At 72.1% G+C, this 13,147-nt stretch carries 11 protein-coding genes and 1 pseudogene; 7 read left to right on the top strand and 5 right to left on the bottom strand.

The annotated features are described in order from the left end of the window. Window positions 1-20: 20 nt before the first annotated feature. Genes ACGFZQ_RS18955 through ACGFZQ_RS18945 form a run of 3 tightly spaced genes read left to right on the top strand, consistent with a single transcriptional unit; the run spans window position 21 to window position 3,009 of the window. Window positions 21-785 carry a lysophospholipid acyltransferase family protein gene (locus ACGFZQ_RS18955; RefSeq protein WP_393841324.1) on the top strand — a complete coding sequence of 255 codons (765 nt, stop codon included), beginning with the start codon at window positions 21-23 and terminating at the stop codon, window positions 783-785. Further along, entirely contained in the window at window positions 782-1,792 is a 1,011-nt protein-coding gene (locus ACGFZQ_RS18950; RefSeq protein ID WP_351739416.1) for an NAD(P)H-dependent glycerol-3-phosphate dehydrogenase, read from the top strand. Before ACGFZQ_RS18955 ends, ACGFZQ_RS18950 begins: the two co-directional genes overlap by 4 nt. 59 nt (window positions 1,793-1,851) lie before the next feature. Then, on the top strand, window positions 1,852-3,009 hold the full coding sequence (locus ACGFZQ_RS18945) for a D-alanine--D-alanine ligase family protein (protein ID WP_351739413.1): 1,158 nt from the start codon (window positions 1,852-1,854) through the stop codon (window positions 3,007-3,009). 126 nt (window positions 3,010-3,135) lie between these two features. Here the strand turns inward: ACGFZQ_RS18945 and ACGFZQ_RS18940 are convergent, their stop codons facing one another. Both ACGFZQ_RS18940 and ACGFZQ_RS18935 read right to left on the bottom strand, forming a co-directional pair. Then, window positions 3,136-3,621, bottom strand: a complete 486-nt coding sequence (locus tag ACGFZQ_RS18940; protein WP_351739410.1) for a DUF3515 domain-containing protein — start codon at window positions 3,619-3,621, stop codon at window positions 3,136-3,138. A 20-nt stretch (window positions 3,622-3,641) separates the two neighbouring features. Further along, entirely contained in the window at window positions 3,642-3,875 is a 234-nt protein-coding gene (locus tag ACGFZQ_RS18935) for an Lrp/AsnC ligand binding domain-containing protein (protein ID WP_351705343.1), read from the bottom strand. Between the two features lie 206 nt (window positions 3,876-4,081). Here ACGFZQ_RS18935 and ACGFZQ_RS18930 point away from each other — a divergent pair, with 206 nt between their 5' ends. The 3 genes and pseudogenes from ACGFZQ_RS18930 to ACGFZQ_RS18920 form a co-directional block, all read left to right on the top strand. Next, window positions 4,082-5,047, top strand: a complete 966-nt coding sequence (locus ACGFZQ_RS18930; RefSeq protein WP_351705346.1) for a thiamine-phosphate kinase — start codon at window positions 4,082-4,084, stop codon at window positions 5,045-5,047. Further along, window positions 5,044-5,889, top strand: coding sequence for a bifunctional hydroxymethylpyrimidine kinase/phosphomethylpyrimidine kinase (thiD, locus tag ACGFZQ_RS18925; RefSeq protein ID WP_393841323.1), 846 nt, complete (start codon window positions 5,044-5,046; stop codon window positions 5,887-5,889). Before ACGFZQ_RS18930 ends, thiD begins: the two co-directional genes overlap by 4 nt. Beyond that, a pseudogene (locus ACGFZQ_RS18920) lies at window positions 5,823-6,552 on the top strand (IS200/IS605 family accessory protein TnpB-related protein); the annotation flags it as partial. The gene thiD and the pseudogene ACGFZQ_RS18920, both read left to right, overlap by 67 nt. Here ACGFZQ_RS18920 and ACGFZQ_RS18915 read toward each other — a convergent pair. From ACGFZQ_RS18915 to rpmB, 3 genes are all read right to left on the bottom strand, one after another. Next, a complete protein-coding gene (locus tag ACGFZQ_RS18915) occupies window positions 6,549-7,760 on the bottom strand; it encodes an FAD-dependent monooxygenase (RefSeq protein WP_393841322.1) in 1,212 nt (403 codons plus the stop codon). The pseudogene ACGFZQ_RS18920 and the gene ACGFZQ_RS18915 overlap by 4 nt on opposite strands. A 34-nt stretch (window positions 7,761-7,794) precedes the next feature. After that, window positions 7,795-10,848: a BTAD domain-containing putative transcriptional regulator gene (locus ACGFZQ_RS18910; RefSeq protein WP_393841321.1), complete on the bottom strand. Its 3,054-nt coding sequence runs from the start codon at window positions 10,846-10,848 to the stop codon at window positions 7,795-7,797. 170 nt (window positions 10,849-11,018) lie between these two features. Beyond that, entirely contained in the window at window positions 11,019-11,204 is a 186-nt protein-coding gene (gene rpmB, locus ACGFZQ_RS18905) for a 50S ribosomal protein L28 (RefSeq protein WP_009190838.1), read from the bottom strand. A 259-nt stretch (window positions 11,205-11,463) separates the two neighbouring features. Here rpmB and ACGFZQ_RS18900 point away from each other — a divergent pair, with 259 nt between their 5' ends. Next, the gene (locus tag ACGFZQ_RS18900) at window positions 11,464-13,137 is read left to right on the top strand and encodes a DAK2 domain-containing protein (protein ID WP_393841320.1); all 1,674 of its coding nucleotides are present in this window, start codon (window positions 11,464-11,466) and stop codon (window positions 13,135-13,137) included. Window positions 13,138-13,147: the final 10 nt, after the last annotated feature.

Here is a 13,147-nt window from a genome sequence, read left to right as displayed (position 1 = left end):
TCCTAGAGGAAGGTGTGCGCGTGCCCCGCCGGAGAATCGGCTTCTGGTACCGCTTCGCTGCGGTGCTCTGCAAACCGCCGCTGGTGGTCCTGATCAAGCGGGACTGGCGTGGAATGGAGAACATTCCGGCCGAGGGCGGATTTATCACCGCGGTGAACCACAATTCTCACATCGACCCCTTCGCCTACGCGCACTATCAGTACAACACCGGGCGCGTTCCGAGATTCCTGGCGAAGAGCGGGCTTTTCAAGAAGGGATTCGTCGGCGCCGCCATGCGGGGCACCGGCCAGATCCCCGTCTACCGCGAGTCCACCGACGCCCTCAGCGCCTTCCGGGCCGCGATCGACGCCGTGGAACGCGGCGAGTGCGTGGCTTTCTACCCTGAGGGAACGATCACCCGCGACCCGGACCAGTGGCCCATGACCGCCAAGACCGGCGCCGCCCGGGTCGCCCTGCAGACCAAGTGCCCGGTGATCCCGGTCGCCCAGTGGGGCGCCAACGAACTGCTGCCGCCGTACGCGAAGAAGCTCAACCTGCTGCCCCGCAAGACCCACCACGTCCTCGCCGGTCCGCCGGTCGACCTCTCGCCCTTCTACGACAAGGACATGACCCAGGACGTCCTGAAGGAGGCGACCGAGGTCATCATGGCCGCCATCACCCGCCAGCTGGAGGAGATCCGGGGCGAGAAGGCCCCCGAGACCCCCTACGATCCACGCCAGGTGCGGATCGAGCAGCGGCGCCGGACGCGTGCGCAGAGCGGTCTGGAAGAGGAGAGCGGCAAGTGAGCATGCCTGCCAAGGCGGCGGTCTTCAGCGCGGGTTCGTGGGGTACGGCCTTCGGGATGGTGCTCGCCGACGCCGGGTGCGAGGTCACCCTGTGGGCGCGGCGGGCGGAGGTGGCCGAGGCCATCAACTCCGGCCGTACCAACCCCGACTACCTGCCCGGCGTGGAACTCCCCGAGAACCTGCGGGCCACGACCGACCCCGCCGAGGCCGCGCACGGCGCCGACTTCACCGTCCTGTCGGTGCCGTCCCAGACCATGCGCGCCAACCTCGCGGACTGGGCGCCGCTGCTCGCGCCCGGCACCGTCCTGGTGTCCCTCATGAAGGGCATCGAACTCGGCACCACCATGCGGATGAGCGAGGTCATCGCGGACGTCGCCAAGGTCGGCCAGGACCGTATCGCGGTCGTCACCGGCCCCAACCTGGCCCGGGAGATCGCGGCCCGGATGCCGGCCGCCGCCGTGGTCGCCTGCACCGACGACACCGTCGCCCAGCGCCTCCAGGCCGCCTGTCACACGCCGTACTTCCGGCCGTACACCAACACCGACGTCATCGGCTGCGAACTCGGCGGCGCGGTCAAGAACGTCATCGGGCTCGCGGTCGGCATCGCCGACGGCATGGGGCTCGGCGACAACGCCAAGGGCTCGCTGATCACCCGCGGCCTCGCCGAGACCACCCGCCTCGGCGTCGCGCTCGGCGCCGACCCGCTGACCTTCGCCGGCCTCGCCGGTCTCGGCGACCTGGTGGCGACCTGTTCCTCGCCGCTGTCCCGCAACCACACCTTCGGCACCAACCTCGGCAAGGGCATGACCCTGGAGGAGACCATCGCGGTCACCCGGCAGACCGCCGAGGGCGTCAAGTCCTGCGAGTCCGTGGCGGATCTGGCCCGCCGGCACGGCGTGGAGATGCCGATCACCGAGACGGTGGTCGACATCGTGCACGAGGGCAAGCCGCCCGTGGTCGCCCTCAAGGAGCTGATGTCGCGCAGCGCGAAGCCCGAGCGACGCTGAGCGAACGCACCCCGGGGACGCTGTATCGGGGCCCTACCACCGGGTACTCTCAACCCGATATGAGCACCGAGAACCTCCCCCAGAGCCCTGAGCAGCCCGCTCGCAAGCCGCGTGTGGCCGTCGTGTTCGGCGGTCGCAGCTCCGAGCACGGGATCTCCATGGTCACCGCCGGAGCCGTCCTGAGCTCCATCGACCGGACGAAGTACGACGTCCTGCCGATCGGCATCACCAGGGAAGGCCGCTGGGTGCTCACCGCCGACGCGCCGGAACGCATGGCGATCACCGACCGCCGTACGCCGGAGGTCGGGGACCTCGCCGAGTCCACCGACGGCGGCGTGCTGCTCCCCGTCGACCCGGCCAACCGCGAGGTCGTCTACAGCGAGCCCGGCTCCGTGCCCAAGGCGCTCGGCGAGGTCGACGTCGTCTTCCCGATGCTGCACGGCCCCTACGGCGAGGACGGCACCCTCCAGGGCCTCCTGGAGCTCTCCGGCGTCCCGTACGTCGGCTCCGGCGTGCTCGCCTCGGCCGTCGGCCAGGACAAGGAGTACATGAAGCGGGTGTTCACCTCGTTCGGGCTCAAGGTCGGCCCCTACCTGGTGATCCGGCCTCGCGAGTGGAAGCAGGACGAGTCCGCCGCCCGCAAGAGGATCGTCGACTTCGCGGGCGAGCACGGCTGGCCGCTGTTCGTGAAGCCCGCGCGGGCCGGCTCGTCGATCGGCATCACCAAGGTCGACGACCTCTCCGGCCTGGACGAGGCGATCGCCACCGCCCAGACCCACGACCCGAAGATCCTGGTCGAGGCGGCGCTGCGCGGCCGCGAGATCGAGGTCGGCGTCCTGGAGTTCGAGGACGGCCCGCGCGCCTCGGTGCCGGCCGAGATCCCGCCGGCCGACACGCACGCGTACTACGACTTCGAGGCCAAGTACATCGACTCCACCCCCGGCATCGTCCCGGCCCCGCTGACCCCCGAGGAGACCGCCGAGATCCAGGCGCTCGCGGTGGACGCCTTCGAGGCCGCGTCCTGCGAGGGCCTGGTCCGCGCGGACTTCTTCCGCACGGATGACGGCGACTTCGTCATCAACGAGATCAACACGATGCCGGGCTTCACCCCGATCTCGATGTACCCCCAGATGTGGCAGGCGACGGGCGTCAGCTACCCGGACCTCATCGACCGCCTGATCCAGGCAGCGCTGAACCGTTCAACCGGCCTGCGCTAGAAAACGCCCCGAGCTGAAGCGCCCCGAAAGGGGCGCGGGGCTGTATCCGACATGCGGCTCCGCCGCGTGGGCACGACCAGCCACAACGTACCGGCACCCGACACACCACCGGTCCGCCCACGGCGCCTAGTCGGCAACCCCCTCCGGAATCGCCTTCTTGATGGCAGGCGCCAAGCTCACCAACGGCGCCATGCCATCCCCGGTTCGCCCCGCAGGAATCGTCACCTCGACATACGCCTTCCGCAACGTCGTGGTGAACCGGAACGATTTGTCGGCCTCCTGCTCCAGCAGCCACCCGACCCCGTTGACCTCGACCCCGTCGGCCTCCGGGTCGGCCATCTTCGCAGGCCGCTCGATACCACAGCGCAGTATGATCGCGGGGTCCCCCCAGCCCGCCGTCAGCGCGGAGGCAGGCTCGGGGTCACGCCGGGCGAGCTTGTCCACCTTCTTCGGCAACCCCTCGTCGAGGTTCCGGCACAGCTTGGCAACCGCCGCGCCCGGACTGGGAACCGCCGCCGACGGGGCGTCGTCTGCTGAGGAGCAGCCCGCCGCCGCGATCATCAGCACGGCGAGCGCGGGCAGACCGAATGGCCGGTGACGGAAAATGTTCACCGGCCAAGCCTAGACGGGGGCTACAGATGGACGACCGGGCAGGTCAGGGTACGCGTGATGCCCTCCACTTGCTGGACTCTCGCGACCACGAGCCGACCGAGTTCATCGACCGTCTCCGCTTGTGCGCGCACGATGACGTCGTACGGTCCTGTCACATCCTCGGCCTGGATGACTCCAGGGATCTTGCTGATGAACTCGGCGACGGTCGACGCTTTGCCGACCTCCGTCTGGATCAGGATGTACGCCTGTACCACGGAACCTCCAGGGCGGCCACGAGGATCATGTGGGGAAAAGGAACGCCACGGTATCGCGTCGCCGCTCACCGCGGGGAGACCTGCGCGGACAGGGGCTTGCGCGCCAGGGTGCAGGCACGACAGAAGTTGACGGTCACCTCGACCGTATCCAGGACGACGATGACGCGCGAGCGGGCACGGCAAGGCAGAGAAGGGGCGTAAGGGCAATGAAGGGCACTGTTGGTGAGCTGGGCGAGTTCGGGCTCATCAGGGAGCTCACCTCCCGTCTCACCACCACTCCGGCGGTCCGGGTCGGCCCCGGCGACGACGCCGCGGTGGTCGCCGCGCCCGACCGCAGGGTCGTGGCCAGCACCGACATCCTGCTGGAGGGCCGGCACTTCCGCCGCGACTGGTCCACGGCCTACGACGTGGGCCGCAAGGCGGCCGCACAGAACCTCGCGGACATCGCCGCCATGGGCGCCGTGCCGACCGCGCTGCTGCTCGGCCTGGTCGTCCCCGCCGAACTGCCGGTGACCTGGCCCAGCGAGCTGATGGACGGCATCCGGGACGAGTGCCAGGTGGCCGGCGCCTCGGTGGTCGGCGGCGATGTGGTCCGCGGCGACACGATCATGGTGTCCATCACCGCGCTCGGCGATCTGCGCAACCAGGAGCCGGTCACCCGGGCCGGTGCCCAGCCCGGCGACCTGGTCGCCGTGACCGGCTGGCTGGGCTGGTCCGCGGCCGGCTACGCGGTGCTCTCCCGGGGCTTCCGCTCGCCGCGTGCCTTCGTGGAGGCGCACCGCCGCCCCGAGCCGCCGTACCACGCGGGCCCGGCCGCCGCGGGCCTCGGCGCGACCGCGATGTGCGACGTGAGCGACGGGCTGATCGCCGACCTGGGGCACATCGCCGAGGCCAGCAAGGTCCGCATCGACATCCGCTCGGGCGCGATCGACGTCCCGTCCCAGATGAACGACATCGGGCAGGCCGTCGGCGTCGACCCGATCCAGTGGGTGCTGACCGGCGGCGAGGACCACGCGATCGTGGCGACCTTCCCGCCGGACGTGAAGCTGCCCGCCCGCTGGAAGGTCATCGGCGAGGTCCTCAACCCGTCCGCGCTGCCGCAGGTGACCGTCGACGGGGCGCCCTGGACCAGCAAGGGCGGCTGGGACCACTTCGGGGACATCGAGTCATGAGCCTCCCGCGCGTGCTGACGGTCGCGGGCTCCGACTCCGGTGGCGGGGCCGGGATCCAGGCCGACCTGAAGACGATGCTGGCATTGGGTGTGCACGGCATGAGCGTGATCACGGCGGTGACCGCGCAGAACTCCGTGGGCGTACAGGGCGCTTGGGAGCTGCCGGTGGCGGCGGTGCGGGCCCAGTACCGGAGCGTGGTCGACGACATCGGGGTGGACGCGGTGAAGACCGGGATGCTCTCCTCGGCCGAACTCGTCGAGACGGTGGCGGAGTTGATCGCCGGGACCGACGCGCCCGTGGTCGTCGACCCGGTGGGCGTCTCCAAGCACGGCGACTCCCTGCTGGCCGCCTCCGCCCTGGACTCGGTCCGCACCAAACTCCTCCCGCTGGCCACCGTGGCCACCCCCAACCTCGACGAAGTGGCCCAACTCACCGGCGTACAGGTCGAGTCGGAGACGGAGCTGCGCCGGGCCGCGGCGGCCGTGCTGTCGTACGGGCCGAAGTGGGTGCTGATCAAGGGCGGGCATCTGCCCGGTGCGGCCGTGGACCTGCTCACGGACGGCACCGAAGAGTTCCGGCTGCGCGCCCCCCGGCACGACAACCGGCACACGCACGGCACGGGCTGCACCCTCGCGTCCGCGATCGCGTCGCAGCTCGCGAAGGGACGGTCCGTGCCGGAGGCGGTGGCGGCGGCCAAGGAGTACGTCACCGGGGCGATCGCCGCCGGGTTCGCACTCGGCGCGGGGATCGGGCCGGTGGACCACGGCTGGGCCCTGCGGCCCGCGCGAACGGCCTGGTCGGCGTCGATACCAACGCCGACCACCTCGCCGCCTGGCACCTGAACCGGCACGGCAACCCGGTCGGCGAACCGTGCCGGTTCGGCTACGATCTCTCCGGTACCGCTGAGTATCGCGATGCCCAACTCCGGCACGCGCTGATCAGGCTGCTGCACTGGGCCAAACGCCATCGTCTCGCGGTCGCCGTCGAGGACCTCGACTTCACCGCGGAGAAGACCCGGGAGAAATACGGCCGCAAGAAGCGGTTCCGCAAGATGATCTCCGGCATGCCCACCTCCCGGCTGCGGGCCCGGCTCGTGTCCATGGCGGCCGAACTCGGCATCCCCGTCATCGCCGTCGACCCCGCCTACACCAGCAGGTGGGGGCGCCCAGCACTGGCAGAAACCCCTCACCAGCAACACCAGGAAGACCACCCGCCACGACGCAGCCGCCGTGGCGATCGGAAGGCGCGCCCTGGGACACCCGATCAGGCGTCGGACGGCACCGCCCCGCACCCACCAGAGCGATGGATGCGGGCATCGGACCGTCCAGGCCAGTTCGGTGGACCCAGGACGTGAGGGACACCGCCCCCGCATGCCCGGACCACGGACACGATCCGTGCCGCCCAGACGCGGAGCGAACACGGTCGACCAGAACGCCCAACACCGTTCGGGGCGTTCGGCTGAGCATGAGTTCTGGCCACAGGACTCACTTCCGCTCAGTCTCTAGAAACGGTACTCCCGCAGCTTGATGTCGGTGGCCGCCTTCTCCGTCATCTTCTTGAAGAAGCGGGCCAGCGGGCGTGAGCCGAGGACCCGGTACATGCGGTCCCGGTTGCGGATGCGCCGCTCGGTCGGCGGGGCGAAGAACGGGCCCGCGTTCCCGGAGATCTTCTGGCAGCCCTTGGCGAAGTCCCGGATCCGGGTCTCGTACTCGGCGAACGCGGTGCGGTGGTCGCCGCCCGCGAGGGCGAGTTCACCAGCGAGGACATAAGCGCCGACGACCGCCACACCCGTCCCCATCCCGCCCATGGTCGCCCCGTACCCGGCGTCCCCGAGGAGCACCACCCGCCCCTCGACCAGGCGGTCGACGTGGATCTGGGCGATCGCGTCGAAGTACAGGTCGTCGGCCTCTTCGAGGGCCTTGAGCAGGGTCGGGCCCTCCCAGCCGAAGCCGGCGAAACGTTCCGCGACGATCCGCTTCTGCGCCGTGACGTCCCGGCGGTCGTACGACAGCTCCGCGGACCGGAAGACCAGTAGCGCACCCGCGCGGTCCGGGTCGCCGTCGTAGTTGCCGATGACGGCCCCGCGGCCGGGCTCGCTGTAGGCGCGGCCGGTGCGGTCCAGGCCGAGGTGGTTGGGGATGTCGAAGCCGGCCACGTAGTGGTCGAAGAAGCGCAGGTAGCGGGACTCGTCGCCGAAGGCGAGCCGGCGGGTGTGGGAGTGCAGGCCGTCCGCGCCGACGACCAGGTCGAAGCGGCGGGGAGCGCCCCGCTCGAAGGCGACGTCGACACCGTCGGCGTCCTGGGCGAGGGAGGCGATCGAGTCGCCGAAGACGTACTCGACGTCGTCCTCGGTGCGTTCGTACATCAGCTGTGCGAGGTCGCCGCGGAAGATCTCCACGTCACCGCTCATCAGCTCGGCGGGCAGGTCCACGCGCGGGCTGCCGTCGGCGCCCACGACGGTCTGGCGGCCCATGTGGGTCTGGCGGGCGTGGACCTCGTCCCAGATGCCCATGGAGGTCAGGACGGTGCGGTGGACATGGCCGCGGAAGTCGACCGCGAAGCCGCCGCCGCGCAGTTCCGGGGCCTTCTCGACGACGGTGACGCGGGCGCCGAGCCGGACGAGGTTCAGGGCGAGGGCGGGGCCGGCGACGCTGGCGCCGGAGATCAGGACGCTGAGGTGGCCGAGGCTCTTCGGAGTGGGGTTCTTGGTCATGCGATGAGGTTCGGCGGCTCCGCTGACCGTCTTCCTACCGTTCGCTGACCGCGGCTGACCCCAGCCGCCGGCCCCGCTCGAAGGCCTGGTCGTAGGCATCGGGGGACAGCTTCGCGCGTACGTCGTTGTCGGTGCGGATGACGTCGGGGTCGGCTTCGGCGCGGGCGCCCCGCAGGGCTGTCGCCGCGCCGAGCAGGACGGCGGCCCGTTCGGCGGTGTCGGCGACGGACGCCAACGCGTCGGCCGTCTCGGCGAGTTTGAAGGCGCCCGGCCCCTCGACGGCGAGTTCAGTGGCCTGCCGGAACCAGTCGCGAGCCTCCTCGGCGCATCCCTCGGCGGCGGCCGTGCGGCCGAGCCCGATGAAGATGCGGACCGTCTCGCCGACGCTGAACCAGTTGGCGGCACACTCCTGGAGGGCGTTCTCGTAGTGCACGCGTGCGCGTGCCGTGTCCCCGGACAGCCGTGCCGCGTCGCCGATCTGACGCCGGGCACCCGCCACCTTGTCGGGGAGCCCGGCACTCCGGGCCAGCGTCAGCGCCCGCTCGAAGTGGGCCTCGGCGCCTTGCGCGTCGCCCTGGTGCAGCAGCACGGTGCCACGGCTGCGCAGCAGATCGGAGGTCTCCTCGGGGGCCGCCAGGTCGCGCATGTACGCCAGCCCCTCGTCCAGCAGCTCCAGGGCGCGCCGTGAGTCCCCGCGCGCGTGGGCGAACATGCCGAGCGGGTCGAGGCAGTTGGCCATCCCCCAGCGGTCGCCCGTCGCCCGGAACCCGGCCAGCGCCTGGGTGAAGCACTCCTCGGCCTTCCGCGGCCGGCCCGTGTAGTACTCCTGGAAACCCAGGCCCACGTCGAGCAGCGCACGCGCCCAGGGGTCGTCGCCGGCCAGGGCGAGCGCCTGCTCGTTGCTCGCCGGCCGGGGGCCGACCGCGAGCGACCACAGCATGAGGATGTACGGCAGCCGCAAGGGGCCGTCGTGCGCGGCCAGCAGGGCGTCCACGCGCGCGACGAGCTCTTCGTCGCCGCCCGCTCCACCGCCGGCCGTATGGTCGCCGTCGCCCAGGAGCACGTTGATCGCGCACAGCACGTACTCCTCCGTCAGCCCCGGCGGCGGCGCGTCCCCCACGGCGGCCAGCAGTTCGCGTGCCGACGTCACCTGTTCGCCGTGCAGCCCGCGCAGCCGCCAGAAACAGGACAGGACGGCCATCAGGCGCAGGGCGTCCTCGGGGCCGTGGCGCACGAGATGGCGCAGGGCCGCGTCCAGGTTGCCGTGCTCGGCGGACAGCCGTTCCAGCCAGGGCAGCTGGCCGCCGCCACGGAGCTTCGGCTCGGCCTCCTCGGCCAGCCGCAGGAAGTACCCGGCGTGCGCGTCCCGCAGGCCACCCGGGTCGGGCAGGTCCTCGGCGGCGAACGCGCGGATCGTCTCCAGCATCCGGTAGCGGCCCTCGGACACCTCCAGGAACGACTTCTCCACCAGCGAGGCCAGCACGTCCTCCGGATACGGCAGCCCGCACACCGCCTCCACGGCCGCCAGCGTTGCACCCCCGGAGAACACCGTCAGCCGGCTCGCCAGCTCCCGCTCCTCCTCGTCCAGCAGATCCCAGCTCCACTCGACGACCGCGCGCAGGGTGCGGTGCCGGGGCGCCTTGGAGCGGTCGCCGCGCGAGAGGAGCCGGAAGCGGTCGTCCAGGCGGTCGGCGAGTTCGTCGGGGGTCAGGGTGCGCAGCCGGGCCGCCGCCAGTTCGATGGCCAGCGGCAGCCCGTCGAGGGCGGCGCAGATGTGCGGCACGCGCGCGTGGCCGCCGAAACCGGGGCGCACCGCGCGGGCCCGGTCCAGGAAGAGCCGCTCCGCCGGTTCCGGCGGCAGCGGGGGCACCGGGACCAGGACCTCGCCGGTGATGTTCAGGGACTCCCGGCTGGTGGCGAGGATCCGCACGCCCGGGCAGGAGGCGAGGAGCAGGGCGGTGATCCTGGCGGCCGCCTCGACCAGGTGCTCGCAGTTGTCGAGGACGAGCAGCAGCTCGCGCTCCTCCAAGGCGGCCAGCAGCCGGTCGGTGGTATCGGCGGCGGGGCTGCGCAGACCCTCGCGGACGCCGAGTCCGGTGAGGACGGCGTACGGGATCTGGGAGCCGTCGCCCAGCGGCGCCAGCTCGACGAAGCAGACGCCGTCGCCCGCGCGCGCGGCCTTGCCCGTGCGGGCGGCCTCGATCCTGGTCGCCGCCTCGACCGCCAGCCGGGTCTTGCCCGCACCGCCGGGGCCGGTGAGCGTGACCAGGCGGGAGCCGGCCAGGAGCTCGGCGATCCGGGCGAGCTCCGGCTCGCGGCCGACGAACCGGGTGACCTGGCCCGGGAGCCCGGGCCGCTCGGGCTCCGTGCCCCGGAGCAGCTCCAGGTGCAGTGCGGACAGCTCCGGCGAGGGATCGGCGCCCAGTTGGTCGGCGAGGGTTCGACGGGCCTCCTCGAACACCGTGAGCGCCTCGGCGGGCCGCCCGCTCGCGTGCAGGGCCCGCATCAGCTGCCCGTACAGCCGCTCGCTCAGCGGATGGGCGGCCAGCAGCGTCCGCACCTCCGCCACCAGCCCGGAACCCTCGCCGAGCGCCAGATCCGCCTCGATCCGGTCCTGTACGGCGGCCAGCCGCAGCTCGTCGAGCCGGGCGGCCTCGGCGTGTGCGTCCGGGAGGTCGGGCAGCGCGGGGCCGCGCCACAGGGCGAGCGCCTCCCGGAGCCGGGTCGCCGCGTTCCGGTGGTCGCCGGCGGCGAGGGCGGCACGGCCGGCCGCGGACCGGGTTTCGAACTGGTATACGTCCACGGTGTCGGGGGCGACGGCGATCCGGTAACCGGTGGCGGTGGCCTCGATCCCGGCGTGCGGCGCCAGGCGCCTGCGCAGCCGGGAGACCTGCGACTGGAGGGCGTTGGCGGCTCCGGCGGGCGGCTCGGCGCCGTACAGGCCCTCGGCGAGGCGCTGTCCGGAGACCGCGCGTCCGGCGTCCAGGAGGAGCAGGGTGAGCAGCGCGCGGGGGCGGGGGCCGCCGGGGTCGACGGGGGTGCCGTCGTCGGTGCGTATGTCCAGGGGGCCGAGGATGCCGAAGCGCATGCGCCCAGCTTGGCAGGGCCCGGTTTGCCGGGGTTCCGATTTTCGGGCACGGCGGCTGATCGGGCAGGCTTCCGGGCCCGACTTCCGGGCACGGCAAAAAGCCGGTCCACCCTCAGGTGGACCGGCTCAGTGCGGCGAACCGGCTGTGGCCGCGCGCTAGCAGCAGTGCGTCAGCGCGAGACCTTGCCGGCCTTGATGCACGAGGTGCAGGCGTTCACGCGCTTCGGCGTCCCGCCGACCACGGTACGCACACGCTGGATGTTCGGGTTCCAGCGACGGGACGTACGGCGGTGCGAAAACGAGATGTTGTTGCCGAAGCCCGGCCCCTTGCCGCAGACGTCGCAGTTGGCAGCCACGGGTCACTCCAAAGACTTCAGATGCACTTACGGTTGAATCCCGGCGTGCCGGGATCGAGATTCAGGGATCTGAGATCTTGAGTGGCATTGCCAGGGGTGATGGCCCGATCAGATCGGGCAACCGGAGCAGCATACAACGGCCGCGTCGGTAAGACGAAACTAGCATGGCAGCTCAGGGGCCGACTCCCGGCCCACTTCCGGTGGACACCCTCCCGGGGTCTACGCTGCGACCACGTCGGGCCAGTTCAAGGAGGCGCAGGTGGCGCAGGTGCCGCAGACATTCTTCGATGCTCTCGCGGTACGCACCTGGTGCGGTCTCGCGCTCGGGGCGATCGGCCGGGCGCGCGAGGAGATCGACGCAATCAACGTCTTCCCGGTGGCCGACGGCGACACGGGTACGAACCTCTATCTGACGGTGGAATCGGCCACCGGGGCCGTGGAGGCCGTCTTCGCCGGTTACGAGCTGGGCGAAGAGGTACCCACGCTGGCCGACGCGGTCCGCGCGATGGCGCACGGCGCCCTCATAGGCGCGCGCGGCAACTCCGGCACGATCCTGGCGCAGCTGCTGCGCGGCATGGCCCATGTCCTCACCGAGGGTGAAGCGACTCACATCGACGGCGAGGGGCTGCGGCTCGCCCTGCGGCACGCCGCCGACGCCGCCCGCGAGGCCGTGGCCCACCCCGTCGAGGGCACGGTGCTGTCGGTCGCGTCGGCGGCGGCCGACGCCGCCGACGCGACCGAGGGCGACTGCGGGACGATAGCGCGGACCGCCTACGAGGGCGCGTGCAAGGCGCTCGCGCAGACCCCGGGACAGCTGGCCGCCCTGGAGCGGGCCGGGGTGGTGGACGCCGGCGGGCGGGGCCTGGTAGCGGTGCTCGGGGCGCTGGTGGAGGCGTTCACGGGGGAGACCCCGACGCCTTTCGACGCACACGCGTACGGGTCGGTACCGGTCGTCCACGCGCGCGTGGACACCGTTTCCGACGCCCGGGCCGATGCCTGCGCCGAGTCGGACGGGGGTCCCGCCTTCGAGGTCATCTACCTCCTGGAGGCCGCGGACGCCGCCGTGGACCGGCTGCGGACCCGGCTCGACGCGCTCGGTGACTCCCTGGTCGTGGTCGGCGGCGACGGCCTGTGGAACGTCCATGTGCACGTCGACGACGCCGGCGCCGCCGTGGAGGCGGGCGTCGAGGCGGGGCGGCCGTACCGGATCCGGATCACGCACTTCGGCGCGGGGGACGTGCACACCGGCTGGGAGCCGCCGCGCGAGCGGGTACAGCGCGCCGTGGTGGCCGTGGTGCCGGGGGAGGGGCTGGTCGGGCTGTACACCGAGTCCGGCGCGACCACCGTGCTCGCGCGCCCCGGGGAGCCGCCCGCCAGCGGGGAACTGGTGGACGCCGTACGACGTGCCCACGCGCGCGAGGTGGTGCTGCTGCCCAACGACGCCGACCTGCGGCACACGGCGGCCGCGGCGGCCGAGCAGGTCCGCGCGGAGGGCATCCGGGTCGCCCTCATCCCGACCCGCTCGGCGGTCCAGGGCATCGCCGCGCTCGCGGTGCACCAGCCGGAACGCCGCTTCGACGAGGACGTCGTCCAGATGACCTCGGCGGCCGGCGCCACCCGCTACGCCGAGGTCGTGGTCGCGGAACGGCAGTCCTGGACCATGGCCGGCATCTGCCAGGCCGGCGACGTGCTGGGCCTGGTCGAGGGAGACGTGGCGGTGATCGGCTCGGACGTGACGGCCACCGCCGAGACCGTCCTCGACCGCATGCTCCAGGCCGGCGGCGAGCTGGTCACCCTCGTCCTCGGCGACGAGGCGCCCGAGGGCGTCGCCGAACGCCTGGAGGCACGGGTGCGCGAGGCGTACCTCGCCGTCGACACGGTGGTCTACAACGGCGGCCGGCAGGGGGCCCCGCTCCTCATCGGCGTCGAGTAGAGCCCCCACC

The sequence above is a fragment of the Streptomyces sp. NPDC048254 genome (assembly GCF_043201895.1).
In the GTDB taxonomy this organism is placed as follows: Bacteria; Actinomycetota; Actinomycetes; order Streptomycetales; family Streptomycetaceae; genus Streptomyces.
This window is presented reverse-complemented; position numbering and strand designations above follow the sequence as displayed.

What these genes read in the sequence shown, in the direction of transcription:
- ACGFZQ_RS18945 (WP_351739413.1), top strand. Translation starts at nt 1,852, where the DNA reads ATGAGCACCGAGAACCTCCCCCAGAGCCCTGAGCAGCCCGCTCGCAAG.
- ACGFZQ_RS18930 (WP_351705346.1), top strand. Translation starts at nt 4,082, where the DNA reads ATGAAGGGCACTGTTGGTGAGCTGGGCGAGTTCGGGCTCATCAGGGAG.
- thiD (WP_393841323.1), top strand. Translation starts at nt 5,044, where the DNA reads ATGAGCCTCCCGCGCGTGCTGACGGTCGCGGGCTCCGACTCCGGTGGC.
- ACGFZQ_RS18915 (WP_393841322.1), bottom strand. Translation starts at nt 7,760, where the DNA reads ATGACCAAGAACCCCACTCCGAAGAGCCTCGGCCACCTCAGCGTCCTG.
- ACGFZQ_RS18910 (WP_393841321.1), bottom strand. Translation starts at nt 10,848, where the DNA reads ATGCGCTTCGGCATCCTCGGCCCCCTGGACATACGCACCGACGACGGC.